The organism is Enterobacter sp. NFIX59, assembly GCF_900113755.1.
Lineage (GTDB): Bacteria > Pseudomonadota > Gammaproteobacteria > Enterobacterales > Enterobacteriaceae > Enterobacter > Enterobacter pseudoroggenkampii.
Genome location: NZ_FOQN01000004.1, coordinates 305706 through 330251, shown reverse-complemented (window position 1 = coordinate 330251; position 24546 = coordinate 305706). Strand labels below are relative to the sequence as shown.

General features: G+C 58.2%; 23 protein-coding genes. 6 read left to right on the top strand and 17 right to left on the bottom strand.

The window, feature by feature from the left end:
* Positions 1-3: 3 nt before the first annotated feature.
* Positions 4-447, bottom strand: coding sequence for a dihydroneopterin triphosphate diphosphatase (gene nudB, locus BM007_RS16025; protein WP_090419753.1), 444 nt, complete (start codon positions 445-447; stop codon positions 4-6).
* Position 448: 1 nt separating this feature from the next.
* Positions 449-2221 carry an aspartate--tRNA ligase gene (gene aspS / locus BM007_RS16020; RefSeq protein WP_048992234.1) on the bottom strand — a complete coding sequence of 591 codons (1773 nt, stop codon included), beginning with the start codon at positions 2219-2221 and terminating at the stop codon, positions 449-451.
* A gap of 263 nt (positions 2222-2484) precedes the next feature.
* Here aspS and BM007_RS16010 point away from each other — a divergent pair, with 263 nt between their 5' ends.
* The 5 genes from BM007_RS16010 to cmoB are packed head-to-tail and all read left to right on the top strand — an operon-like array spanning position 2485 to position 6065.
* A complete protein-coding gene (locus BM007_RS16010) occupies positions 2485-3051 on the top strand; it encodes a hydrolase (RefSeq protein WP_090419750.1) in 567 nt (188 codons plus the stop codon).
* Positions 3048-3866 carry a DUF72 domain-containing protein gene (locus tag BM007_RS16005; RefSeq protein ID WP_090419747.1) on the top strand — a complete coding sequence of 273 codons (819 nt, stop codon included), beginning with the start codon at positions 3048-3050 and terminating at the stop codon, positions 3864-3866. The genes BM007_RS16010 and BM007_RS16005 overlap by 4 nt, the downstream gene beginning before the upstream one ends.
* Positions 3867-3917: 51 nt before the next feature.
* Positions 3918-4313 carry an MAPEG family protein gene (locus BM007_RS16000; RefSeq protein WP_021240443.1) on the top strand — a complete coding sequence of 132 codons (396 nt, stop codon included), beginning with the start codon at positions 3918-3920 and terminating at the stop codon, positions 4311-4313.
* Positions 4314-4353: 40 nt separating this feature from the next.
* Positions 4354-5097, top strand: coding sequence for a carboxy-S-adenosyl-L-methionine synthase CmoA (cmoA, locus tag BM007_RS15995; RefSeq protein ID WP_048992239.1), 744 nt, complete (start codon positions 4354-4356; stop codon positions 5095-5097).
* Entirely contained in the window at positions 5094-6065 is a 972-nt protein-coding gene (gene cmoB / locus BM007_RS15990) for a tRNA 5-methoxyuridine(34)/uridine 5-oxyacetic acid(34) synthase CmoB (protein WP_090419744.1), read from the top strand. The genes cmoA and cmoB overlap by 4 nt, the downstream gene beginning before the upstream one ends.
* Before the next feature lie 262 nt (positions 6066-6327).
* On the opposite strand, the gene cutC is transcribed toward cmoB, so the two are convergent.
* Positions 6328-7071: a copper homeostasis protein CutC gene (cutC, locus tag BM007_RS15985; protein WP_032647799.1), complete on the bottom strand. Its 744-nt coding sequence runs from the start codon at positions 7069-7071 to the stop codon at positions 6328-6330.
* Positions 7072-7149: 78 nt separating this feature from the next.
* Complete coding sequence (locus BM007_RS15980) at positions 7150-7710, bottom strand: VOC family protein (protein ID WP_090419741.1); 561 nt, start codon at positions 7708-7710, stop codon at positions 7150-7152.
* A 239-nt stretch (positions 7711-7949) separates the two neighbouring features.
* Between BM007_RS15980 and argS the strand changes: the two genes are divergently transcribed.
* Positions 7950-9683: an arginine--tRNA ligase gene (gene argS, locus BM007_RS15975; protein WP_090419738.1), complete on the top strand. Its 1734-nt coding sequence runs from the start codon at positions 7950-7952 to the stop codon at positions 9681-9683.
* A 57-nt stretch (positions 9684-9740) separates the two neighbouring features.
* Here argS and BM007_RS15970 read toward each other — a convergent pair whose 3' ends face one another.
* From BM007_RS15970 to BM007_RS15910, 13 genes are all read right to left on the bottom strand, one after another.
* Entirely contained in the window at positions 9741-10133 is a 393-nt protein-coding gene (locus tag BM007_RS15970; RefSeq protein ID WP_024909681.1) for a flagellar protein FlhE, read from the bottom strand.
* A complete protein-coding gene (gene flhA, locus BM007_RS15965; protein WP_024909680.1) occupies positions 10133-12211 on the bottom strand; it encodes a flagellar biosynthesis protein FlhA in 2079 nt (692 codons plus the stop codon). Before flhA ends, BM007_RS15970 begins: the two co-directional genes overlap by 1 nt.
* On the bottom strand, positions 12204-13352 hold the full coding sequence (flhB, locus tag BM007_RS15960) for a flagellar biosynthesis protein FlhB (protein WP_024909679.1): 1149 nt from the start codon (positions 13350-13352) through the stop codon (positions 12204-12206). Before flhB ends, flhA begins: the two co-directional genes overlap by 8 nt.
* A 148-nt stretch (positions 13353-13500) precedes the next feature.
* Positions 13501-14145, bottom strand: coding sequence for a protein phosphatase CheZ (gene cheZ, locus BM007_RS15955; protein ID WP_023312251.1), 645 nt, complete (start codon positions 14143-14145; stop codon positions 13501-13503).
* 10 nt (positions 14146-14155) lie between these two features.
* A complete protein-coding gene (gene cheY / locus BM007_RS15950) occupies positions 14156-14545 on the bottom strand; it encodes a chemotaxis response regulator CheY (protein WP_008500431.1) in 390 nt (129 codons plus the stop codon).
* Between the two features lie 17 nt (positions 14546-14562).
* The gene (locus BM007_RS15945; RefSeq protein WP_008500430.1) at positions 14563-15612 is read right to left on the bottom strand and encodes a protein-glutamate methylesterase/protein-glutamine glutaminase; all 1050 of its coding nucleotides are present in this window, start codon (positions 15610-15612) and stop codon (positions 14563-14565) included.
* On the bottom strand, positions 15609-16475 hold the full coding sequence (gene cheR, locus BM007_RS15940; RefSeq protein ID WP_023312253.1) for a protein-glutamate O-methyltransferase CheR: 867 nt from the start codon (positions 16473-16475) through the stop codon (positions 15609-15611). Before cheR ends, BM007_RS15945 begins: the two co-directional genes overlap by 4 nt.
* A gap of 19 nt (positions 16476-16494) precedes the next feature.
* The gene (tap, locus tag BM007_RS15935; protein ID WP_024909678.1) at positions 16495-18096 is read right to left on the bottom strand and encodes a methyl-accepting chemotaxis protein IV; all 1602 of its coding nucleotides are present in this window, start codon (positions 18094-18096) and stop codon (positions 16495-16497) included.
* A 44-nt stretch (positions 18097-18140) separates the two neighbouring features.
* Positions 18141-19808, bottom strand: coding sequence for a methyl-accepting chemotaxis protein II (gene tar, locus BM007_RS15930; protein WP_048992252.1), 1668 nt, complete (start codon positions 19806-19808; stop codon positions 18141-18143).
* Positions 19809-19892: 84 nt separating this feature from the next.
* Positions 19893-20855, bottom strand: a complete 963-nt coding sequence (locus BM007_RS15925) for a Csu type fimbrial protein (RefSeq protein ID WP_032647810.1) — start codon at positions 20853-20855, stop codon at positions 19893-19895.
* Positions 20852-23236 carry a fimbria/pilus outer membrane usher protein gene (locus BM007_RS15920; RefSeq protein ID WP_090419735.1) on the bottom strand — a complete coding sequence of 795 codons (2385 nt, stop codon included), beginning with the start codon at positions 23234-23236 and terminating at the stop codon, positions 20852-20854. The genes BM007_RS15925 and BM007_RS15920 overlap by 4 nt, the downstream gene beginning before the upstream one ends.
* Positions 23212-23970 carry a fimbrial biogenesis chaperone gene (locus BM007_RS15915; protein WP_024909674.1) on the bottom strand — a complete coding sequence of 253 codons (759 nt, stop codon included), beginning with the start codon at positions 23968-23970 and terminating at the stop codon, positions 23212-23214. Before BM007_RS15915 ends, BM007_RS15920 begins: the two co-directional genes overlap by 25 nt.
* Before the next feature lie 16 nt (positions 23971-23986).
* Positions 23987-24535 (bottom strand): Csu type fimbrial protein, encoded by a 549-nt coding sequence (locus BM007_RS15910; protein ID WP_024909673.1) that lies wholly within the window; start codon positions 24533-24535, stop codon positions 23987-23989.
* Positions 24536-24546 lie beyond the last annotated feature (11 nt).

Below are 24546 nucleotides of genomic sequence, written 5' to 3'. Positions count from 1 at the left end.
TTTTCAGGCAGCGTTAATTACAAATTCTTCAATCGCCTGCCGGTTGCTCCACGACTTGGTCAGTGCGGCGGCCTCCGCCGCATTCACCCAGCAGTAGGTCAGGTGTTCGGTAAACACGATCTCCCGTTCATGGGGGAGCGCGAGACAGAACCACGACTCCGTGTTGCGGCTGGTACCCGGCGCGTAGCGATGACGTAAATGGCTAAAAATTTCAAACTCCACCGTGCGCTGACAGTCCTTCAGGGTCAGTTGCTCGCGGGCAACGTCAATGGCGACCTCTTCCTTTACTTCACGCGCGGCGGCCTGCGGCGCGGTTTCTCCCTCTTCCAGACTGCCGGTTACCGACTGCCAGAAATCAGGGTCATCGCGCCGCTGCAACATCAGCACCCGCTTCGTGTCTTCTGCATAAATGACCACCAGAACCGAAACGGGAAGCTTATATTCCATATCAGTTTTTCTCTTCCTTCTTCACCACTTCAATGCCCAGCTCAGCCAGAGAGGCTGGGTTAGCAAAGCTTGGCGCTTCGGTCATCAGACACGCTGCGGCAGTGGTTTTCGGGAAGGCAATAACATCACGAATGTTATCGGTGCCGGTCAGCAGCATGGTCAGTCGGTCAAGACCGAAGGCCAGACCTGCGTGCGGAGGCGTACCGTATTTCAGCGCGTCCAGCAGGAAGCCAAACTTCTCGCGCTGCTCCTGCTCGTTGATGCCCAGGATGCCGAACACGGTCTGCTGCATTTCACCGCTGTGAATACGCACGGAACCACCGCCCACTTCGTAGCCATTGATAACCATGTCATAAGCGTTCGCGACCGCGTCTTCCGGCGCCGCTTTCAGCTCTGCTGCCGTCATGTCTTTTGGCGAGGTGAACGGGTGGTGCATCGCCGTCAGGCCGCCTTCACCGTCGTCTTCAAACATTGGGAAGTCGATAACCCACAGCGGCGCCCATTTGTTTTCGTCGGTCAGGCTCAGGTCTTTGCCGAGCTTCAGACGCAGCGCGCCCATCGCATCCGCCACGACTTTCTTATTGTCTGCGCCGAAGAAGATCATGTCGCCGTCCTGCGCGCCGGTGCGCTCAAGGATCGCTTCCACGATGTCCGCGTTCAGGAACTTCGCTACCGGGCTGGTGATACCTTCCAGACCTTTCGCACGCTCGGTCACCTTAATATAGGCCAGACCTTTCGCGCCGTAGATCTTGATGAAGTTGCCGTAGTCGTCGATCTGCTTGCGGCTCAGTGCTGCACCACCCGGCACGCGCAGGGCCGCCACGCGGCCTTTAGGATCGTTAGCCGGGCCAGCGAAGACGGCAAACTCAACGCCTTTCACCAGGTCTGCAACGTCCACCAGCTCCATCGGGTTACGCAGGTCAGGTTTGTCGGATCCGTAGCGACGCTCGGCTTCAGCGAAGGTCATAATTGGGAAATCGCCCAGCTCAACGCCTTTTACGTCGTTCCACAGGCTACGCACCAGGGCTTCCATCACTTCACGCACCTGCTCGGCGGTCATGAAGGAGGTTTCCACGTCGATCTGGGTAAATTCTGGCTGGCGGTCAGCGCGCAGGTCTTCGTCGCGGAAGCATTTAACGATCTGATAGTAGCGATCGAAGCCGGACATCATCAGCAGCTGTTTGAACAGCTGCGGAGACTGCGGCAGCGCGTAGAATTTACCTTTATGAACGCGGGATGGGACCAGGTAGTCGCGCGCGCCTTCCGGCGTGGCTTTGGTCAGCATCGGGGTTTCGATATCGAGGAAACCGTGATCATCCATAAAGCGACGCACCAGGCTGGTGATTTTCGCACGGGTTTTCAGGCGCTGAGCCATTTCCGGGCGACGCAGATCCAGGTAGCGGTATTTCAGACGCGCTTCTTCAGTGTTGACGTGGTTGGAGTCCAGCGGCAGCGCTTCAGCACGGTTGATGATCGTCAGATCGGACGCCAGCACTTCAATGGCACCCGTCGCCATGTCGGCGTTGACGTTTTTCTCGTCACGCGCACGCACGGTGCCAGTAACCTGAATGCAGAACTCATTACGCAGCTCAGAGGCCAGCTTCAACGCATCTGCGCGATCCGGGTCGAAGAACACCTGAACGATACCTTCGCGGTCGCGCATATCGATGAAGATAAGGCTACCAAGATCACGACGACGATTGACCCAACCACACAGGGTGACCTGCTGTCCGACGTGGGACTGACGCAGCTGCCCGCAATATTCTGTACGCATGAGATATCCCTTAATTAGCCGCAGGCTAAATGTCGCCTGGTATGCAGGCTACTATGTCGCAGCTTTCTGTATGTCACAACTGGATGAAAAAAGGCGGCTATTATACTGGAAATTCCGCCGGACGATAAGAGCGAACCACGGCCAGGCGGTCGTTTGCTGCACTCTTATTGCGCATTCTCACAAAAATTAACAAAATTATGCGACCAATAACAGGCCATCACGTCGTATGGTGTCCAGAAGTGATTAATTTAACGGGAGTAACGATGTTAACCCTTGATGCCAAAAAAACCGCGCTTGTAGTGATTGATTTACAGGAAGGCATTTTGCCCTTTGCCGGTGGCCCGCATACCGCAGACGATGTGGTCAGCCGCGCCGCTCGCCTGGCGGAGAAATGCCGTGCCAGCGGTGCGCAGGTGGTCATGGTGCGCGTCGGCTGGTCCGCGGATTACGCCGAAGCGTTAAAACAGCCCGTTGATGCGCAGGCACCCGCGCGAGTCCTGCCGGAAAACTGGTGGACGTACCCGGTCTCACTCGGCAAATGCGACAGCGATATTGAAGTGACCAAACGCCAGTGGGGTGCCTTCTACGGTACCGATCTCGAGCTGCAGCTCCGCCGTCGCGGCATTGACACCCTCATCCTGTGCGGCATTTCCACCAATATCGGCGTGGAGTCAACCGCCCGCAACGCCTGGGAACTGGGCTTTAATCTGGTGATCGCCGAAGATGCCTGCAGCGCGGCCTCCGCGGAACAGCATAAGGGCAGCATGACGCACATCTTCCCGCGCATCGGTCGCGTGCGCAGCACGGATGAGATCCTTCGCGCACTATGATGTATGTGGGCCTGCCCCAGTGGTCGCACCCGAAATGGGTGCGCCTTGGCATCACCAGCCTTGAAGAGTATGCCCGACACTTCAACTGCGTCGAGGGCAACACCACCCTGTATGCGCTCCCCAAAGCCGAGATTGTCACACGCTGGCGGGAGCAAACAACCGACGATTTCCGTTTCTGTTTTAAGTTTCCGGCGACCATTTCTCACCAGGCCGCACTGCGAAACTGCGGTGAGTTGACCGACGAATTCTTTGCCCGGATGGCGCCTCTGGCAAACCGCATCGGCCAGTACTGGCTGCAGCTTCCGGCCGCCTTTGGCCCGCGTGACCTGCCCGCACTGTGGACGTTTCTGGACGCCCTGCCCCGGGAGTTTACCTACGGGGTGGAGGTCCGACACCAGGACTTCTTTGCGAAGGGCGAAGCAGAAAAAGCGCTCAACCGCGGCCTTCTTGAGCGTTCCGTCAACCGGGTGATCCTCGACAGCCGTCCGGTGCACAGCGCAATACCGCACAGTGAGGCCATCATTGAGGCGCAGCGAAAAAAACCGAAAGTGCCGGTCCACGCCATCGTGACTGCGCAGAACCCGATGGTCAGGTTTATCGGCAGCGATAACATGCAGCAAAACCAGGCGATGTTCGCCGTCTGGCTGGAAAAACTGGCCTCGTGGGAACACACCACCACGCCGTATCTCTTTTTGCACACGCCGGATATTGCCCAGGCCCCCGAACTGGTCGATGCTCTGTGGCAGGCCTTGCAGACTGCGGTGCCGTCCGTGGGCAGCGCCCCTTCCATCCCACAACAATCTTCTCTTTTCTGATATCACCCCCTATCATAGTGAAGTGCCATCTGCCAAAAACAGGGAGTTTGTATGGTCAGCGCGCTGTATGCGGTGTTAGGTGCATTACTGCTGATTAAGTTTTCATTTGATGTTGTGCGCCTCAGAACGCTGTACCGTGTCTCTTACGGTGACGGCGGATTTTCAGAGCTACAAAGCGCTATTCGCATTCATGGCAACGCGGTCGAATACATTCCCGCAGCCTTAATCCTGCTGCTTTTTATGGAGATGAATGGCGCAGAAACCTGGATGGTTCATATCTGTGGCCTGCTTCTTATTGCTGGCCGCCTGATGCATTATTACGGCTTTCACCACCGCTTAATCCGCTGGCGTCGTTCCGGCATGAGTGCGACCTGGTGTTCGCTTTTGCTGATGGTGCTGGCTAACCTGTGGTATATGCCGTGGGAGTTGGTTTTCTCCCTCCATTAGCGCACAATACGCCACTTTATTTTTCCCGGATTTTTACGTTATGTCAGATCGCGACACGCTTTTTTCCGCGCCTATCGCCAGCCTGGGCGACTGGACCTTCGATGAACGGGTAGCTGAAGTCTTCCCGGATATGATCCAGCGCTCTGTTCCCGGTTATTCCAATATTATCTCTATGATCGGCATGCTGGCTGAGCGCTTCGTTCAACCCGGCACGCAGGTCTATGACCTGGGCTGCTCGCTCGGCGCGGCAACGCTGTCGGTTCGTCGTAATATTCACCAGGAAGGCTGCCGAATCATTGCCGTCGATAACTCCCCGGCCATGGTTGAGCGCTGCCGTCGCCATATTGACGCGTACAAAGCCCCTGTTCCGGTGGACGTGGTGGAAGGTGATATCCGCGAGATTGAGATCAATAACGCCTCGATGGTGGTGCTGAATTTCACCCTTCAGTTCCTGGTGCCGGAAGACCGCCAGCTGCTGCTGGACAAAATTTATCAGGGGCTGAATCCTGGCGGCGCGCTGGTGCTCTCGGAGAAATTCAGCTTCGAAGATGCCGAAGTTGGCGAGCTGCTGTTCAACATGCACCACGATTTCAAACGGGCGAACGGCTACAGCGAGCTGGAGATCAGCCAGAAGCGCAGCATGCTCGAAAACGTGATGCTGACGGATTCCGTAGAAACCCACAAAGCGCGTCTGAGCAAAGCCGGGTTTGAGCACAGCGAACTGTGGTTCCAGTGCTTTAACTTTGGTTCGCTGGTGGCGCTGAAAGCGGGGAAACCGGCATGATCGAATTCAGTAACTTCTATCAGCTGATTGCCAAAAACCAGCTCTCCCACTGGCTTGAAACCTTGCCCGCGCAGATTGCCGCCTGGCAGCGCGATCAGCAGCACGGCCTGTTAAAGCAGTGGTCAAACGCGGTGGAGTTTCTGCCCGAGCTGACCCCGCATCGTCTGGATCTTCTGCACAGCGTAACCGCCGAAAGCAAAGAGCCGCTTCCGGCCGGGCAGATCAACCGCATCGAAACGCTGATGCGCAATCTGATGCCGTGGCGCAAAGGCCCGTTCTCGCTGTACGGGGTGAACATCAACACCGAATGGCGCTCGGACTGGAAATGGGATCGCGTTCTGCCGCACCTTTCCGACCTGACCGGACGTACCATTCTGGACGTGGGCTGCGGCAGCGGTTACCACATGTGGCGCATGATTGGCGCGGGCGCGCACCTGGCGGTCGGTATTGACCCGATGCAGCTGTTCCTGTGCCAGTTTGAAGCGGTACGTAAGCTGCTGGGTAACGACCAGCGCGCGCACCTGCTGCCGCTGGGCATTGAACAGCTCCCTGCCCTGAAAGCGTTTGATACCGTGTTCTCCATGGGCGTACTGTATCACCGTCGTTCTCCGCTGGAGCACCTGTGGCAACTGAAGGATCAGTTGGTCAGCGGCGGCGAGCTGGTGCTGGAAACGCTGGTGATCGAAGGGGATGAACATGCTGTTCTGGTGCCGGGCGATCGCTACGCGCAGATGCGCAACGTTTACTTCATCCCTTCCGCGCTGGCGCTGAAGAACTGGCTGGAGAAGTGCGGGTTTGTGGATGTGCGGATTGCCGATGTCAGCGTGACCTCTCTCGAAGAGCAGCGCCGCACCGACTGGATGATCACTGAATCGCTGGAGCAGTTCCTCGACCCGACCGATCACAGCAAAACCATTGAAGGCTATCCGGCGCCGATGCGTGCGGTTTTGATAGCGACGAAGCCGTAGCCTGTTAGCCGGGTGGCGGCTGCGCCTTACCCGGCCTACGCGTCGCACGTTTTCTCCAAAATAGTTCAAGCTGCAGCAAGGCGGCAACGCAGCGAATCCCCGGGAGCTTACATCAGTAAGTGACCGGGGTGAGCGAGGCGGCCAACGCGGCTGCGGCTTGAAATATGAAGGAGAAAAAAAGGCCCCTGTTGAAATTGCAGGGGCCTGGTACAAGCAAGCATCATATTGGGCGACATGATGCGCGGTAAAAATCGGTACGTTGCTACACGTGATGGCGCTCAATCAGCGACTTCATTTCCGCAACCGACTCTCCCTCTACGCCGTAGCGTGAATACTCATCTGCTTCAGCATCCGTCGACATTGACAACCCTGTATTGCGATAACGCATGGGCGAAGGTATCCATTTACCCGCGGAGCTGTGCAGCTCTTCTACCCCAGCGTTTAAAAACCGTTCCAGATTGCTGGCGCGGACTCCCGCACCCGCCATTATTATTGGAACACCGGAATGTGCTTTTAGTTCCGTAATTAATTGCAGTCCTTTTTCAGCTGACGCCTGTTGACCCGATGTCAGAATGCGCGCCACGCCAAGTTCTCCAAGCGTTTCAAAGGCCTGAAGCGGATCTTTACACATATCAAATGCACGATGAAAAGTGACGGCCAGCCCCTGTGCGGCGCTCATCACCTGACGCATGCGCGGGAGATCGATATTGCCGTCTTCATCCAGCAGACCGGTGACCAGCCCGGGGAACCCCAGGTCGCGCACGAGGGCGATGTCTTCAAGCATGGCACTGAACTCGCCCGCCGTGTAACAAAAATCACCGCCGCGCGGGCGAATAATCGGGTGAACGGGAATGGTGACGGCCTGACGGGCAGACTTCAACACGCCGAAGGACGGCGTCAGCCCGCCCTCTTTGGGTGCCGCGCACAGTTCAATGCGGTCAGCCCCGTGTTTTTGTGCGGTCACAGCACACTCCACGCTGTAACAACAAATCTCCAGCAGCGCCATTTAATCCTCCTGAAATCCCACTAAACGAATCATCATGCCACGCCGTCCGTTTTCAGTCGCGGCGTGAACTCACATCTCTTACGCTTCGCTGGCAACGATCTGCTCAATGGTCCACGGATGAAACTTCACCGTGACCTGTCCGTCCGTGACGGCCAGCGTCGGGTTAGGTAACCGCTCGCGCTCGCCTTTTGGAGAACTCGTCTTCACAAAAATTCCCGGCTTGCTTAAGCCGTCGTCAGAAAGCAGGGCCAGCGCACGCGCGTTCAACGTCTCCGGCTCACCCGGCAGGACAATTTCGATATGCTCCCAACCTTCGTGCGGATAGCGCTTCTCGCCCGGCCACGGCAACTCAACCACGGTGAAGTGCCAGTGCGCCACGTTCACCGGTTCATGCAGTTTAAACAGGCAAATGGGGCGACCATTGATGATGTTCTCGGAGAGCAACACGCCGCACTCTTCGAAACCGCGACGCCAGCGCTCTGCGGTGGCATTCTGATGACAGCGCAAAGAGATGTGATCGGCCTCAAGCGGTGCGATATCCAGACCCAGACGGGTGGCAAGTTCTGTGAACGCCTGGGTGAAGCGCGGTAAATCTGCGGAAATATCATGCAGTTCGTCAATGGATTGCCAGTTCGCCATAATTCACTCTCTTTTCGTGTCGCAAAGCCGCTAATTTACTCTGTTGCCCTGTTTTGACCAACCGCTGAATCCGGCTTTTTATGACTGCATGTTTATGCACACCTTCACTGCCTGGATTCTGAGCAATCTTCAGGCCCCGCGATGCTGACGACAGAAGGCATTTGCAGTATACTCCCGCCCTAAATTCTTTAACTGGCGCGGGCGGTTGTAAGCCCGCATCAAAAACGTAAGGTATCCAGGTGAATATTCAGGCTCTTCTCTCCGAAAAAGTCAGTCAGGCACTGATTGCCGCAGGTGCACCTGCGGATTGCGAACCGCAGGTTCGTCAGTCAGCAAAAGTACAGTTTGGCGACTATCAGGCTAATGGCGTGATGGCAGTGGCTAAAAAACTGGGCATGCCGCCGCGACAGCTCGCTGAGCAGGTACTGACGCATCTGGATCTCACCGGCATTGCCAGCAAAACCGAAATTGCCGGCCCGGGCTTTATCAATATCTTCCTGGAACCTGCGTTCCTGGCCCGCCACGTTGATGCGGCGCTGAAATCCGATCGTCTGGGTGTGTCCCAGCCGGAAGCGCAGACCGTCGTGATCGACTATTCTGCGCCGAACGTGGCGAAAGAGATGCACGTTGGCCACCTGCGCTCCACCATCATCGGTGATGCCGCAGTGCGCACGCTCGAGTTCCTCGGTCACAAGGTGATCCGCGCGAACCACGTGGGCGACTGGGGTACCCAGTTCGGCATGCTGATTGCTTACCTGGAAAAACAGCAGCAGGAAAACGCGGGTGAAATGGCGCTGGCGGACCTGGAAGGGTTCTATCGCGAAGCCAAAAAACACTACGACGAAGACGAAGCCTTTGCCGAGCGCGCGCGCAGCTACGTGGTAAAACTGCAGGGCGGCGATCAATACTTCCTCGAGATGTGGCGCAAGCTGGTTGACATCACCATGTCTCAGAACCAGCTTACCTATAACCGCCTGAACGTCACCCTGACCCGTGACGACGTGATGGGTGAAAGCCTGTATAACCCAATGCTGCCCGGCATTGTGGCGGACCTGAAAGCGAAAAATCTGGCGGTTGAGAGCGAAGGCGCAACGGTTGTGTTCCTTGATGAGTATAAAAACAAGGAAGGTGAACCGATGGGCGTGATCATCCAGAAAAAGGATGGCGGCTATCTCTACACCACTACTGACATCGCCTGCGCAAAATACCGTTACGAAACGCTGCATGCCGACCGCGTGCTGTACTACATCGACTCCCGTCAGCACCAGCACCTGATGCAGGCGTGGACCATCGTGCGTAAAGCCGGTTACGTGCCGGATTGCGTTCCGCTGGAACACCACATGTTCGGCATGATGCTGGGTAAAGACGGCAAGCCGTTCAAAACCCGTGCGGGCGGTACCGTGAAGCTGTCCGACCTGCTGGACGAAGCGCTGGAACGCGCCCGCCGTCTGGTGGCCGAGAAGAACCCGGACATGCCTGCTGACGAACTGGAAAAACTGGCCAACGCCGTGGGTATCGGTGCGGTGAAATACGCGGATCTTTCCAAGAACCGTACCACCGACTATATCTTCGACTGGGATAACATGCTGGCGTTTGAAGGCAACACGGCGCCATACATGCAGTACGCTTACACCCGCGTGCTGTCGGTATTCCGTAAAGCTAATATCGACGAAAGCGTGCTGGCAAATGCTGCCGTGACCATCACGGAAGATCGTGAAGCGCAGCTGGCGGCACGTCTGCTGCAGTTCGAAGAGACGCTGACGGTGGTCGCGCGTGACGGCACGCCGCACGTGATGTGTGCTTACCTGTACGATCTGGCGGGTCTGTTCTCCGGCTTCTACGAGCACTGCCCTATTCTGTCTGCGGAAAACGAATCGGTCCGCAACAGCCGCCTGAAGCTGGCGCAGCTCACGGCGAAGACCCTGAAGCTGGGTCTGGATACCCTGGGTATCGAAACCGTAGAACGTATGTAATACAAAAAACCCGGCAAGCGCCGGGTTTTGTTTTTTGCAGTCCTGCTCACGCAACCGTCAGCGGTAGTTCACGATGACAGAATTACTCTGCACCTTCAGCGCCGGGATCAAACGTCCCCCGCCCGGCACTTCCCAGATGAAACGCAAAGGCTCAATGGCCGGTACGCCGTTGAACGCCTGCGTCGTACCATTTTCGCCGTCGATTTCCGTGCAGCGCGTCTGAGAACAGAGACGCACCCGCAGTCCGGCTGGCGTAGGGCCAATCAGCCGGTAGTTCCAGACCACAAGGCCCATCTGACCGGAAACGCCTTCAGAAGGCGAAAGCGGGTTAGAGGACATGGCGACGCCCCGGTTGCTGAGGGTCACCCCCATGCTGCTTGCCTGCCAGGTTCCCTCCCCGCCAGCCTGTGCCACCAGCGGGAAGAGTAAAATCCAAAGCCATTTACGCATTATTTTCCTCCAATCGTCGCGGTCATGCGGATATGACGGTTGTCCGACAGCTCCAGATTCGAGAGTACGACCAGCTGATTCAGGCTACGACGCAGGAAGCGAGACAGCAGCGGACGCAGCGCATGGTTCACCAGCAGCACCGGCGGCGCGCCCAGCATCTCCTGACGCGCCAGCGCCTCCTGGGTTTGTGCCAGCAGACGGTCCGCCAGGCCCGGCTCCAGCCCGCCCCCGCCCTGCAGGGCCTGAAGCAGCAGGCGTTCAAGCGGCGTATCGAGGCCGATCACCTGCACTTCTCCGGTTCCCGGGAACCACTGCTGGGTGATCGCGCGCCCCAGCGCCACGCGCACCACCGCCGTCAGCTCGTGCGGATCGCTCTGGATTGGCGCATGCTCTGCCAGCGTTTCCAGAATGGTGCGCATATCGCGGATCGGTACCTTTTCTTCGAGCAGGTTTTGCAGCACCTTGTGCAGCGTGGTCAGCGTCACCACGCCCGGGACCAGATCTTCCGTCAGCTTCGGCATCTCCTGCGTGACGCGGTCCAGCAGCTGCTGCGCTTCCTGACGGCCAAACAGCTCCGCCGAGAATTGCCCAATCAGGTGATTAAGGTGGGTCGCCACCACGGTACTGGCTTCAACAACCGTATACCCCTGGATCTGCGCCTGCTCTTTCAGGGCACTTTCAATCCAGATCGCGGCCAGACCAAAGGCCGGGTCGATGGTTTGCTCGCCCGGCAGCGTGCCTGCGGCGGTACCGGGGTTAATCGCCAGCCAGCGGCCCGGATAGGCATCACCGCTGCCAATTTCAACGCCTTTCATCAGGATGCGATAGCGCGCGGGCGGCAGGTCCATATTGTCGCGGATGTGAACAACCGGCGGCAGGAAGCCCATATCCTGCGCGAATTTTTTACGGATGCTGCGGATACGGCCAAGCAGCTCGCCGTCCTGCTGGAAATCGACCATCGGGATCAGGCGATACCCGACCTCCATTCCCAGGGAATCTTCCAGCTGAACGTCGTTCCAGGTCGCTTCGACGGCCTGGGTATTCTCCGGCATTTTTACCGGAACAGGTTCCGCAGCTGGTTTGGTTTCACGGCCGCGCATCCACCAGGCTAGCCCCAGCAGACCTGCCGTAAACAGCAGGAAGACGAGGTTTGGCATCCCCGGCACCAGACCGAGCAACCCGAGAACCGCCGCGGCAAGCAGCATGACGCGCGGGTTGCTGAACAGCTGGCCCACCATCTGCTCGCCAACGTCCTGATCGGTGCTCACGCGGGTCACTATGACACCCGCCGCCGTGGAAATCACCAGCGCCGGGATCTGCGCAACCAGACCGTCACCAATGGTCAGCAGCGTATAGCTTTCCGCCGCGTGGCCCATGTCCATTCCGTGCTGCAGTACCCCCACCAGCAGGCCGCCGACCACGTTAATCACCATGATCAGAATGCCTGCGATGGCGTCACCGCGCACAAACTTACTCGCACCGTCCATGGAGCCGTAAAAGTCCGCTTCCTGCGTCACTTCCGAACGGCGTTTTTTGGCTTCATCTTCGGCGATAAGACCGGCGTTCAGGTCGGCGTCGATCGCCATCTGCTTGCCCGGCATCCCGTCGAGCACAAAGCGCGCGCCCACTTCCGCAATACGCCCTGCACCTTTGGTGATGACCATAAAGTTGATGATAACGAGGATAACGAACACCACGATACCGATAGCGAAATTACCGCCCACCAGGAAGTGGCCGAACGCTTCCACCACTTTACCCGCCGCTGCCGCCCCGGTGTGACCTTCCATCAGGATGATACGCGTGGACGCTACGTTCAGCGCCAGTCGCAGCAGGGTGGTAAACAGCAGAATGGTCGGGAACGCGGCGAATTCCAGGGTACGCTGGGTGAACATCGCCACCAGCAGCACCATAATGGACAGCGCAATATTGAAAGTGAAAAGCAGGTCGAGGATGAACGCCGGGAGCGGCAGTACCATCATCGACAGAATTAGCAGGATCAGAATCGGCCCGGCCAGGATCTGCCATTGGGTCGATTTCAGGTTGCCGGGCAGGCGCAACATTGCCACCAGATTAGCCATCAGTGTCCTTCTCGTTCATAAAATCCAGCGCGGCAGGCACCGGAAGGTTCTCAGGTTTCACAGGCCGTTGACCGCCGGCCAGACGCCAGCGCTTCAACTGCCATACCCAGGCCAGCACTTCCGCCACGGCGGCGTAGAGCTGTCCCGGGATCTGTTGTCCAATATCCGCATGGCGGTACAGGGCACGCGCCAGCGGAGGAGCTTCCAGGATCGGCACGCGGTGTTCGGTGCCAATTTCCCGGATACGCAGAGCAATCAGCCCCGCCCCTTTCGCCACCACTTTCGGCGCGCTCATTTTGTTTTCGTCATAGCGCAGCGCAACGGAATAGTGCGTCGGGTTAGTAACAATGACGTCGGCCTTCGGCACATCTTCCATCATGCGGCGACGGGCGGCGGCACGCTGCATCTGGCGGATGCGCCCTTTCACGTGCGGGTCACCTTCCATCTGCTTATATTCGTCACGAATATCCTGCCGTGACATGCGCAGTTTTTTGAAGTGGGTATAAAGCTGGAAGATCACGTCAAAACCCACCATCGGGATAATGCTGAGCACCACTAGCAGCGCGCAGAGCCCGACCAGATTCAGCGCGTTGCTCATCGCGGTGAGCGGTGATTCGCTGATAAGACGCATCATTTCCGGCCAGTGGTACCAGAGGTAAAACCCTGCGGAACTGCCCATCAGCACCGATTTGAGAACGGCTTTGAGCAGCTCAGCCCCGGTCTGGGCAGAGAACATTTTCGCAATGCCCGGCAGCGGGTTCAGTTTGGAAAATTTCGGCTGCAGCGATTTGGCGCTAAAAACCAGACCGCCGAGCATCACCGGCGAGACCAGTGCGACCAGCACAACCCCGGTAATCAGGGGCAGCAGCGCAACCATGGCCCCTTTAATAAGCTGAATAATCTGGCTGAGGATCAGATTCGGATCGTTGACCATGCTGTGGTCAAAGCGTAAGCCGGTGGACAACATTCCCGCCAGTTTGCGGGCGAGCGACTCCCCGCCCCACCAGATAATGCACACCCCTACGATAAGGATCAGCAGGGAGGTCAATTCTCGGGATCGGGGGATCTGCCCTTCCTCACGCGCCTTTTCTAGTCGGTGGGGTGTGGGGGCTTCCGTTTTGTCGTCGTTCTCTTCTGCCACAGTGCATGCTCAGCCCATTACGTCACGGGTATCATGCCAGCGCAGCGGAAATCCAATGGCGGGAAAAGCCCGTTTATTCGGGCTCTTTTCGGTGATTTTGTCGCAAACCGCCTCAGGTGGCGTTAACCCCCTGAGGCGGAACGGACCATCAGAAGCCGAGGCTGTCCAGCAGGTCGTCGACCTGATCCTGGCTTGCCACCACGCCCGCTTTGCTGGCGTCGAGCTGAGGACCATTGAGCAGGCTTTCATTCTCGCGTTTTGGACGGGCTGCCGGCTCCGGAATGTTCTCCAGCAGAACCATCAGCAGCTGACGTTCAATCTCCTGGATAACATCCATCATGCGCTTGATCACCTGACCGGTTAGGTCCTGGAAATCCTGCGCCATCATGATGTCCAGCAGCTGGGCGTTGGTGAAGCTGGTGTGACCCGGCACATCACCCAGGTACTGACGGGTATCCGTCACCAGCTCGCGGGCATCCGCCAGCTCGATAGGGTTCTCAAACCACTCGTCCCAGCGTTTGCTCAGCGCTTTCGCCCCCTTTTCCATCGCATCCTGGTGCGGCTGTGACGCTTCAACGCTGTTCAGCGCACGTTCCGCGGCCTGAGCGGTCATCTGCACAACATAGTCCAGACGATCGCGGGCATCAGGAATGGCTTCCGCGGCTTCGGCAATCGCCTGATCCAGACCCAGCTCGCGCAGGCTGTCACGCAGCATGCGCGTCAGGCTGCCGATGCGGACGATGATATCGCTCGGCGAGTGTTCTTCAACGGGTTTCATAGCAGGTTGCAACATTTCCATCACCTCACATGCCGAGTTTCTCGAAGATCTTACCGAGCTTCTCTTCCAGGGTTGCCGCGGTGAATGGCTTCACCACATAGCCGCTTGCGCCCGCCTGTGCAGCGGCAATGATGTTCTCTTTTTTCGCTTCTGCAGTGACCATCAGAACCGGCATAGACGCCATTCCCGCATCGGCACGAATGGTTTTCAGCAGTTCCAGACCGTCCATGTTAGGCATGTTCCAGTCGGAGATAACAAAACCAAACCCGCCAGCCTGCAGCTTGTTCAGCGCATCAACGCCGTCTTCTGCTTCTTCAACGTTGTTGAAGCCCAGCTCTTTCAGCAGGTTGCGCACGATGCGACGCATGGTGGAAAAGTCATCCACAACCAAAAACTTAAGCTCTTTATCCGCCATAAAATAATACTCCTGAGTCAAATACGTATTGCCTGTCCGGCACTGATTTTCGCCAGCATCTGCTGGCTTACCTGGCTAAGATCGACCACTTCGCTCACGCCACCCATATTGATGGCCTCGCGCGGCATGCCGAACACCACACAACTTGCTTCATTCTGCGCAATCGTCCAGGCGCCAGCCTGGTGCATTGCAAGCATTCCGGCGGCACCATCGTTGCCCATCCCCGTCAGGATCACCCCAACGGCGTTGCGCCCCGCATGTTTCGCCACCGAATGAAACAGCACATCCACCGACGGACGGTGCCGGTTGACCGGCGGTCCGTCATGAATTTTGATTTGATAGTTAGCGCCGCTGCGCGCCAGCTCCATATGCTTGTCGCCCGGGGCGATGTAGGCATGTCCCGGGAGCACGCGCTCGCCGTCTTCCGCCTCTTTCACGCTGATCTGGCATAGCTTGTTCAGGCGTTCGGCGAACGAACGGGTAAAGCCTGGCGGCATATGCTGAGTGATCAGAATACCCGGACTTGAAAGCGGCAATGGCTGGAGTACATGACGAATTGCCTCTGTTCCTCCGGTTGACGCGCCAATCACCAGCAGTTTTTCCGAGCTGAGTAAGGGACCGGCCTTCAGGGTCGCAGGCGCGGCCATCGGCGTGTGGGCGGCAAGCTTCGCACGAGACGCGGTGCGGATCTTCTCGGCGATCATTTCGCTGTAGGCCAGCATCCCTTCGCGAATGCCGAGCTGCGGTTTGGTGACAAAATCCACCGCCCCCAGCTCCAGCGCGCGCAGGGTGATTTCCGAGCCTTTTCCGGTCAGGGAGGAGACCATCACCACCGGCATGGGCCGAAGCCGCATTAATTTTTCGAGGAAATCTATGCCATCCATGCGCGGCATCTCGACATCCAGCGTTAGCACGTCGGGGTTATATTTTTTAATTAAATCCCGCGCAACCAGCGGATCGGGCGCGGTTGCCACCATCTCCATGTCGCTGTGGCTATTGATAATTTCAGTCATGATCTGACGCATCAGCGCTGAATCATCGACAGACAACACCCTGATTTTACTCATGCTTTTTCCTTACTCAGCGCATATACCGTTTGCCCACGCAGGCTAAACTCACGCGCGAGGTTGCTGAAGTTTTCCGAGTGCCCTGCAAACAGTAAACCGTCAGGCTTGAGCAACGGAACAAACCGACGCAGAATGTCCTGTTGCGTCGTTTTATCAAAATAGATCATGACGTTACGGCAAAAGATAGCGTCGAACGGCCCCGGCACGTTGTACTGCTTATCCAGCAGGTTTACGGGCGCGAATTCAACGCAGTTCGCCAGCTCCTGGCGTACGCGTACCAGACCTTCATGCGGTCCCGTACCGCGCATGAAATAACGCTGCAGCTGCTGCGGTGACAGCGTTTTCAGCTCATCCTGGCGATAAACACCGTTACGCGCCTTCTCCAGCACCTCGGTATCGATATCGCTGGCGTAGACTTTCCAGCGTCCGGGCGTCATGCCCAGGGTGTCAGCCAGGGTGATCGCCAGCGAATACGGTTCTTCGCCCGTCGAGGCGGCCGCACTCCATACGCGATACTCCCCGGTGCGACGGCGTGCGTGCTCGGCCAGGACCGGGAAGTGGTGGGCTTCACGGAAAAACGCCGTCAGGTTGGTGGTTAACGAGTTAATAAAAGCCTGCCACTCCGCGCTGTTCTGGTTCGCCTCGAGCATGCTCAGATAGCGGCCAAAATCATCCAGCCCCAGCGTGCGCAAGCGCCGCACCAGACGGTTGTAGACCATGTCGCGCTTATGATCCGCAAGCACGATCCCCGCACGCTGGTAGATTAACTGACATATCCGACGAAAATGCGCGTCGGACAGCGCGAGGCGCTGTGTCATCTGCAACAATAATGACGTTTGCCCAGGGGGCATTGGTGATGTCATAGCGCCTTCTTAATTACATTCAGGATACAACTGGCACGGCCTGCGACCGCCCGACTTCTGTTACTGCTTCAACGTGCTCTTTCACATTAAACACCGCGACCAGTCCGGTCAGACGATCTGCCTGGCTGGCCAGCTGATCGGTTGCCGCTGCCGCTTCCTCAACTAACGAGGCGTTCTGTTGCGTCACCTGATCCATCTGGCTGACGGCTTGTGCAACCTGTTCAATGCCGCGGCGCTGTTCGTCCGACGCCGAGGCAATTTCGCCCATAATGTCGTTCACCCGCGTCACGGAGGTGACGATCTCGTGCATGGTTTTCGCCGCCGTATCCACAAGCGTTGAGCCCTGCTGAACGCGCGAGACCGACTCTTCGATCAGCACCTTAATCTCTTTCGCCGCGTTGGCGCTGCGGCTCGCCAGGTTACGCACTTCCCCCGCCACCACCGCAAATCCTCGCCCCTGCTCCCCGGCGCGCGCCGCTTCCACGGCGGCATTCAGCGCCAGAATGTTGGTCTGGAACGCGATACCGTCAATCACGCTGATGATGTCACCAATTTTCTGCGAACTGGTGGCAATCTCCTGCATGGTGCTGGCGACATGGGACGCCTGGTCTCCGCCTTTCTTCGCCGTCATCGCCGCCTGTTTTGACAGGTCAGACGCCTGACGCGCGTTATCGGCGTTCTGGCTTACCGTCGCGGTCAGCTGCTCCATGCTGGCCGCCGTCTGCGCCAGCGAAGCCGCCTGCTGCTCGGTGCGGGACGAGAGATCGTTATTGCCCGCCGCAATCTCTGAGATCCCGGTGTGCATGGCATAACTGCCCTGCCGCACGTCGCTCACCGTTTCCCGCAGCGATCCCTGCATCGCCTTCAGGCTGGCAAAGATCGCCGAAATTTCGTTCCTGCCGAACACCGCTACCGGACGCGCCAGATCGCCTTTCGCAATACTGTCGAAGTGGCTGCTGATAATCGCCAGCGGCTGGACAATCATTCTGCGCGACCAGAGCAGTGCGGCGCCGGTCAGCAGCCCTGCCAGAATCACCACCACGGCAAAGATGACGCCCGACATATGATAGCTTTGACGGCTCTGTTCACCGGCACGCTGAACAGACTGGTTAATATCCTGCTGCCACGCGTTAAAGCTGCCATCAAACGCCGCCTGCGAGGCCTGAACCGGCGCAGTCATAAAGTCCGACAGCTGGTTGTTCTCAAGCCACGTCGCCTGATGGTCCAGATCGCTGTACCACTGTTCAAAGTTCGTCTTCATGGCGGCCTTCAGCGCTTTCTCTTTCTCGCTGTCGGCGGCCTGCGCCGTAAAAGCTTTAAACTGTGCGTCAGCCTGTTTCAGGCTGTCGCGCGCGGTCGCCATCAGCGCTTTAATGTCATCCGGCGGATAACTCAGCGCGGTTAAGGTTCCTGCCTTGTTCAGCGCAGTGCTTGCCTGCAACAGCACGGCACGCGTTTGTGCCAGTGCGGAGCGCTGCTGATTACTCGTCTCAACTTCCTGCAAATTCTGATAGCCATCGCGAAACGCCCAAAAAGACAACCCGTTACTGCCAACCTGCAACACACCGCAAAGGATCAGAATCAAAAACAGTGTGGTCGAGATACGAATACGATTTAACATCCACGCTCCCATCAAGCGGCAAGCAGCCGCGGTTTAATTGTCAGTCAAAATGTTTCCCAGTTTTCATCTTGTCCGGTCGTCGCGGTGCGCGTACGGCTTGCAGCCGATTCAGCGGCTGGCGCGCGATACGTCGCCTGCGAGGTGACCGTGTTTCCAGCGAGTGAAGCGAGACGAAACGCCGAGACGGCCATCTTCAGACGGCTCGCCTGGTCTTCCAGCGCAGCGGCCGCCGCAGCGGACTCCTGCACCAGCGCGGCGTTTTGTTGTGTCACGCGATCCATTTCCGATACCGCCAGGGCAACCTGGTCGATACCACGACTCTGCTCATCAGACGCAGAGGCGATTTCACCCATGATGTCCGTCACGCGGGTGACGGCATTCACGATGTCATTCATGGTCTCCCCGGCACTTTCCACCAGCACGGAGCCGGTATCCACGCGGGAGACGGAATCTTCAATCAGCGACTTGATCTCTTTTGCCGCGTTGGCGCTGCGGCTGGCCAGATTGCGCACTTCCCCGGCCACCACGGCAAACCCGCGTCCCTGTTCGCCCGCCCGCGCCGCTTCCACGGCGGCGTTAAGCGCCAGAATGTTGGTCTGGAAGGCAATACCGTCAATGACGCTGATGATGTCGGCGATTTTCTTCGAGCTGTCGGCGATTTCGTGCATGGTTTTCACCACGCCATCCACCACGCGACCGCCGCGCTGCGCCGTCTCGGAGGCGCTTTCTGCCAGCTGAGACGCCTGACGGGCGTTATCGGCGTTCTGCTTCACGGTCGCGGTAAGCTGCTCCATGCTGGCGGCCGTCTCTTCCAGGGCGGAAGCCTGCTGCTCGGTACGAGATGAGAGATCGTTATTCCCCATCGCAATTTCGCTGGTGCCGGTATAAATAGCTTCCGACCCGTTGCGCACGTTGGCGACGGTGTCGATTAACGAACGCTGCATGTGGTCAACGCTATTTGCCAGCTCGGTGATCTCATTACGCCCGGAAACGGTCAGCGTTTTGGTCAGATCGCCGCCGGCAATTTCACGAATGTGGGCAATGACGCGGCCAAGAGGATTCAGCAGAATATGGCGAATGCCGTACCAGACTGCGACCAGCACAATGACCAGCGCCAGCGCCATCACGGCCATCTGCCATTTCGCAAAACGATAGTCATTCTGGCTTGCGGTAAAGGCCGAGTGATAGAGATCGCCACTGACCTTCGCGTATTCCCCCAGCGCCGCGCCGAGGGCGTTTTGCATCCCCTGCGTAGGCTGTGCGAAATAGGCGTCCATATTGCCGCTCTCCAGGAACTGAATCAGTTCCGTCAGACCGGCATGGTAGGCGCTGTATTTTTCATCGATATTCTGGCTCACCTGCTCCATCGCAGGCTGCGGGGTGATCTTTTTGAAGGCGTCGTAGTGTTTAGCGGCGTCAGCAAGGGTGGCACGGGCATTTTTCAACAGATCGGTTTTCGCGCTGCTCTGCTGATTGTTGGGATCCATCATCATGCGCGCGGACGAGCGGCTCAGGTTGATACGCGTTTGCAGCATCAGATCCCACGTTGACGTGAGTTCACTTTGCTGCAGACGGAGATCGTTCGAGGCCGCGAAGCTGTCCTGGTTCTGTTTTAATGACGAGAAAAAAAGCCCGCCGGAGATAAGCTGAAGAAGTGCGAAAATGACCAGCACCATCATAAGCATTGTGACAACGCGGATACGGTTCAACATACAACACCTTCTCATAGATTTATTAACGGTGTTATCGGCACTACCCACAGGAACTTTACATTTGAGAAAGGGAAAAGCGCGGGGCTAAAACGCCACGTCAACAATCAGCGTATCGGTGTAGGTTCCGGCGGGTGGCGTGGTCTGATTGGTCAGGACTTTCGCGGTGTAATTGTAGGTGCGCAGCAAGCCGTCGGTGCTGACCTGTGACGATACCGCGCTGGACCAGCGCTCGCTGCCGCTGCCGCCCCAGCGGTTACTGGTGGCTTCTTTATAGATGTCATAGCTCATGGCGTTGCTGCCGCTCACCATGCGCCGCACGTTGTTCAGCGCGTTAGCCCCGTTGTTAATGCCGATGGTATACGTACTTCCTTTGGTACAGGTGACGGCAATCGCCTGCGAAACGGTAGGGAAACTTTGTACCAGCGGTGCGCTGTTGAAGTTCACGTCCGGCGTGGTCATGGCGCTGCAATCGTTGGTAACAGTCATGTTCAGTAGAATGGTGGTCGTCGCGGTGCCCGCCTGATTGATTGTGCAAATGCCGAGCGCGCCCACGGAGCACACGCTGTAGTTAACGCTGAAGGTTAACTGCACCTGATATGGCCCGGCAGTGACGTTTTGTCCGGCGACGGTGCGAAAATAGAGCGGAATGTTGTACTGCTTTGACCCCAGCAGCCCCAGCAAGGTATTTCCACTCCAGGTATACGATTTACTTATCTGTACCTCGCTGCTGCTCGCGCAGCCCGAGAGTCCGCACAGCCGGGTGGGGATCACGTCCGTGATAGTCGCATCATCTGTCCGTTTCATGGTGGCCCGGCTGCTGCCCGAAACCGATGCCGCGGTGTAGGTCAGCGTCACCGAGTCGTTGGTCAGCAGATTCAGTATGGCATCACAGGACACCACCAGCGTGCCGGTGGTTTCCACCTCGCCTGTTCCGCTGAGCGCGAAGGAGGTGACGCTGCCAAATGAGGCATTGACCGTACTGACGGTACACGCCGCCCAGCCGCCGCCGGAGAACAGCAGCAGAATCAACAGCAGCAGGCGCGTCATGGCGCCTCCCGACAAATCAGCGGCCCGTAGGTTTTCAGCTTGTGTTCCGGATTGGCCCCCACGGTCAGGGTAGCCGTGCAGCGTTTTCCGTCAGGCGCTATCACCTCCAGCGGGTTCACATCACTAAGATTTTCCAGCCAGGCGATGCCGTCATACCCCACCACCGCATTGCTGCGCGAGACCCGTCGGACCTGGCTTCCCACCGGCAGCGCCTGCCCGTGCGTATCATGCAGAATAACGCTTGCCACCCGCTCCTGCTCCATTGGGAAATCAACCAGATAGCCGCTGTGACGGCGGATCGCGATCCGTCGCTCGGTCTCTTTCAGACGGGTATCCGCCGGCAGATTCAGGGTATCGATCCGGTAGCTTGCGGGGTAATACGCCGACACCCCGCTCACCAGCAGGTAGCCGTTGTTATTGGTTTTACCGACGGGCTGGTTCTCGTAGCTGACGGGCACATCCGGATGACCGTCGGTACTGATGACCACAAACGCATCGTTGATTTTATTCGCTGCAAACAGTTCGCCGTCCATCAGGACAATTGCGCCCATCGCCTCGCCCCACCAGGTCATGGTATCCCTTTCGCCATAACCGCCGCCCTGCAGCTCTATGTTGTTATTGCGCCAGCCCAGCGTCCCCTGTTGATAATCACTGGATCTTGACTGGTTGGCCCAGGCCATGTTCCAGCTAAACCCACCGTCAGAAGGCATGGAATGGTTATAGTTGATGCGCTGGGTACTGCCTGCATCCGGGGTATTTTCAACGGTGACGGCAGCGCTGTCGCGTGCACCCAGTGGCACCTGCAGCGACAGCGCGACCGTCCAGTCTCCCCGCTGCTGATCCCGGCTGCCGGCCAGGTAAATACTGCTCGCCCCCCACAGATTGCGGCTCCAGGAGAGATTGAGCAGCTCGGTTTTTTGGCTGTCGAAACTCTCCACGCCGATCCAGGCCGCACCGATGTTGCCGTACTGTCCCAGATTGAAGGTCAGAGAATACTGGTCCGTATTACGGCTGAAGCTGGCGATGGGTTTATCGTTTTCGTCATACACCGTCGGCTGGTCGTAAAGGGCCAGATTGCCAAAGCCGCGACCGCGACGCGTGTGCTGGGTGGCGACGCTAAACGCGCTGGTGCTGTACTGGTAACCCCAGTTGATTTGCCCGCCCGCATCATCGCGCATACGGCTTTGCGAGTAAGAGGTATTCACCACGCCAAACTGGCCGAGTTTTATCACGGTCCCCGCCCCACCCAGCGCCAGCTCCTGCGCCCCTTCCGCGTGGCCTTCCAGCGTTAGCCAGTCTGTTAGACCGTAGCGATACGAGCCGCTGCCCGCCGCGGAACCGTAGTCAAAATTCTTGATGCCGTAGTTACGCCGCAGGCTGCCCAGGGTCACGGCACCGTCGCTGAGCCCTTGCTTAAGCAGGTCGCTGGTGACGTAAAACGGTAGCGTGGTGCTCACCTGGCGCCCCAGCGCATCCGTCGTGACCAGCACCGCATCCCCGGCGCCGTTGATATAGGGCAGATTGGTCAGGGTGAAGGGGCCCGGCTGAAGCTGGGTTGAGCCGGAACGATAGCCATTGATAAAGAGATCGACCGAGGTGGGTACCGCGGCCTCCCCTGCGAACTCGGGCAGCGGCCATGTCACCAGATCGGGGCGCAAGGAGAAATCCCGCCCGACGCTTATCCCCCCCATCCGCACGCTGGAGCTCCAGCTCAGGGCATCGCTAATCACATCCCCGACGCTCCAGCTCATCGCGTCATCTTCGTTAGTGAACAGCAGGGTCGTGTCATAGCGAACATACCCTTCCTGCTGGCCGTCGTTACCGCTGAAATTTTCGCGCGCGTAGCCGGTGGAGGAAAAGGAGCCGTTCTCGTTGAAGTAGCGGAACTCATGCCAGAGCGACGCCTGACCGCCGATATGTTCCGTGCGGTTGGTGTAGAAATCGTAATTCAGCAGCGCCCCGCGCCCGTAGTGCGGTTTGGCCTGTGTCGTTTGCGCGCTGAACGGCGTCACCCGGGCCGTCACCCAGTCGCGGGGAACGGTCAGCAGCAGGCGCTGCGCGGCGCTGTCGTACTCCACCCGAACCAGGGCAAGCGAGGAGAGATTCACCTCTCCGGTGGGAACATGCGCCGGGGGCAGCCCCGCGCGCAGCAAATCGGCGCTGGAGATAAAGAAAGCGCCTTTACGTTGCGTCACGGGCACGACCAGACCGGTATCGTAGTGGTTGACCACGAGGGCAAGCTGGAAAACCGCTTCATCATGTATCGCCTGTGCCTGGGGCGGCGGCGGTAAACTGTCGTCACCGGGCTCGGCCCAGGTTGCGGAACTGACGCAGAGCAATATCATCATCGCCGGCTTCAGTTGACGGGCGTCGACTGCCATTGTGCGTCCCTGGCATTAATCTGCGCGCTCATCCGCTCTGGCTGACGAACGCCAGCGGGTACCGGCCAGCTGCGGGTGCTGCCCGGAAGGACGTAACCCAGTAATCCCTCCGCAACCGTGCGTTTCTGCCCTCCCTGCTCCAGCGCCACCTGGCTTAGCCTGACATGGACATCCCCGCGATTTCGAACCTCCAGCGCAGGCTGTCCACCCGCCTGCGTCACCCGCCAGCTCAGGTTTCGGGTCTCCACCAGCGCGTGGTGCGCGCCCTCTTTTATCGTCGGTATCCCCTGTCCATACACAAACAGAGGAATGGAGTATCGCATCTGCAATTTGAGGCCAATGGAGGGTTCGGCCTTGGCATCAGGCTGGGGGATTTCATCGACAATAATGCGGTAGGCCTGTTCGACGCCTGCGGGGACTGAAGTCTGTTTGATAAGGCGAATAAGCTGCTTGCTGCCCGTGCCAATCGTGACGATCGGCGGGCTGGCGACCACGTCCTGCTGCGCGGTATAACGCTCGTGTCCGTCCTCCTGCTTCCAGCGCACGATGCGGACCTGCATCGTCGTGGCGCTGTTTCCCTGGTTCTGGATCCACAGTTCCGTGGCATTGGCGTCCGCAGCAAGCCACGGATCGATCGGCCAGAGCAGGATAGTGGCCGCCGCCTGTACCTGGCCGATTGCCGCAGCCATGCCCAACGCGCCCGCCAGACAAACGGGTCTGAAAAATGGCTTCATCAACACTCTCCCTTTATTACCATGACAAGGTCACGGTGAGCTGATCGGAATACGTTCCTGCCGGGCTAAATCCGGTCAGTAGCGCCACGCCAAAAAGCGGCAGCGCGATGTTATTGCTATTGGTATAGGTCACCGCTATCGCCTGGTTGACGCCAATTTCGCTGTTCGCGGCCAGCGAGCTGCTGCTGTAAAGCCGGTACGGCACCAGTTCTGTTCCGCCTGACCGCTTCATCCGGCGGACGGAGGCGTAATTCTGCCCGCCGTTAATGCTCATGCTCAGCGCCACGCCCGGCGTACAGGCGATAGACAACGCCCCGTTTGGCACAAAGCTGGTGCTGACCGGCGCGCTCTCGACGCCGTTATGGGTGCCAAAATCCAGCGTACCGAGAAGCCCTCCGCTACCGGTGGCTACCGCGCATCCCGGTACAATCGTCGCGCTGACCTTAAACGACTGTGATGTCACCGCATTCGCCGCGGGCATCATGAGCAATCCGACGAGCAGCGCGAAAAAAGGCTGCACGTGTCCCTCTGCGCATTTGCGCAGACCTGTGAGAGTTGCCTTCATGGCTATTCGGG

Excerpts from the sequence above, each read along its gene's own strand:
- nudB (WP_090419753.1), bottom strand. The coding sequence starts at position 447 with ATGGAATATAAGCTTCCCGTTTCGGTTCTGGTGGTCATTTATGCAGAA.
- aspS (WP_048992234.1), bottom strand. The coding sequence starts at position 2,221 with ATGCGTACAGAATATTGCGGGCAGCTGCGTCAGTCCCACGTCGGACAG.
- BM007_RS16010 (WP_090419750.1), top strand. The coding sequence starts at position 2,485 with ATGTTAACCCTTGATGCCAAAAAAACCGCGCTTGTAGTGATTGATTTA.
- BM007_RS16005 (WP_090419747.1), top strand. The coding sequence starts at position 3,048 with ATGATGTATGTGGGCCTGCCCCAGTGGTCGCACCCGAAATGGGTGCGC.
- BM007_RS16000 (WP_021240443.1), top strand. The coding sequence starts at position 3,918 with ATGGTCAGCGCGCTGTATGCGGTGTTAGGTGCATTACTGCTGATTAAG.
- cmoA (WP_048992239.1), top strand. The coding sequence starts at position 4,354 with ATGTCAGATCGCGACACGCTTTTTTCCGCGCCTATCGCCAGCCTGGGC.
- cmoB (WP_090419744.1), top strand. The coding sequence starts at position 5,094 with ATGATCGAATTCAGTAACTTCTATCAGCTGATTGCCAAAAACCAGCTC.
- cutC (WP_032647799.1), bottom strand. The coding sequence starts at position 7,071 with ATGGCGCTGCTGGAGATTTGTTGTTACAGCGTGGAGTGTGCTGTGACC.
- BM007_RS15980 (WP_090419741.1), bottom strand. The coding sequence starts at position 7,710 with ATGGCGAACTGGCAATCCATTGACGAACTGCATGATATTTCCGCAGAT.
- BM007_RS15970 (WP_024909681.1), bottom strand. The coding sequence starts at position 10,133 with ATGCGTAAATGGCTTTGGATTTTACTCTTCCCGCTGGTGGCACAGGCT.
- flhA (WP_024909680.1), bottom strand. The coding sequence starts at position 12,211 with ATGGCTAATCTGGTGGCAATGTTGCGCCTGCCCGGCAACCTGAAATCG.
- cheZ (WP_023312251.1), bottom strand. The coding sequence starts at position 14,145 with ATGTTGCAACCTGCTATGAAACCCGTTGAAGAACACTCGCCGAGCGAT.
- cheY (WP_008500431.1), bottom strand. The coding sequence starts at position 14,545 with ATGGCGGATAAAGAGCTTAAGTTTTTGGTTGTGGATGACTTTTCCACC.
- BM007_RS15945 (WP_008500430.1), bottom strand. The coding sequence starts at position 15,612 with ATGAGTAAAATCAGGGTGTTGTCTGTCGATGATTCAGCGCTGATGCGT.
- cheR (WP_023312253.1), bottom strand. The coding sequence starts at position 16,475 with ATGACATCACCAATGCCCCCTGGGCAAACGTCATTATTGTTGCAGATG.
- tap (WP_024909678.1), bottom strand. The coding sequence starts at position 18,096 with ATGTTAAATCGTATTCGTATCTCGACCACACTGTTTTTGATTCTGATC.
- tar (WP_048992252.1), bottom strand. The coding sequence starts at position 19,808 with ATGTTGAACCGTATCCGCGTTGTCACAATGCTTATGATGGTGCTGGTC.
- BM007_RS15925 (WP_032647810.1), bottom strand. The coding sequence starts at position 20,855 with ATGACGCGCCTGCTGCTGTTGATTCTGCTGCTGTTCTCCGGCGGCGGC.
- BM007_RS15920 (WP_090419735.1), bottom strand. The coding sequence starts at position 23,236 with ATGGCAGTCGACGCCCGTCAACTGAAGCCGGCGATGATGATATTGCTC.
- BM007_RS15915 (WP_024909674.1), bottom strand. The coding sequence starts at position 23,970 with ATGAAGCCATTTTTCAGACCCGTTTGTCTGGCGGGCGCGTTGGGCATG.
- BM007_RS15910 (WP_024909673.1), bottom strand. The coding sequence starts at position 24,535 with ATGAAGGCAACTCTCACAGGTCTGCGCAAATGCGCAGAGGGACACGTG.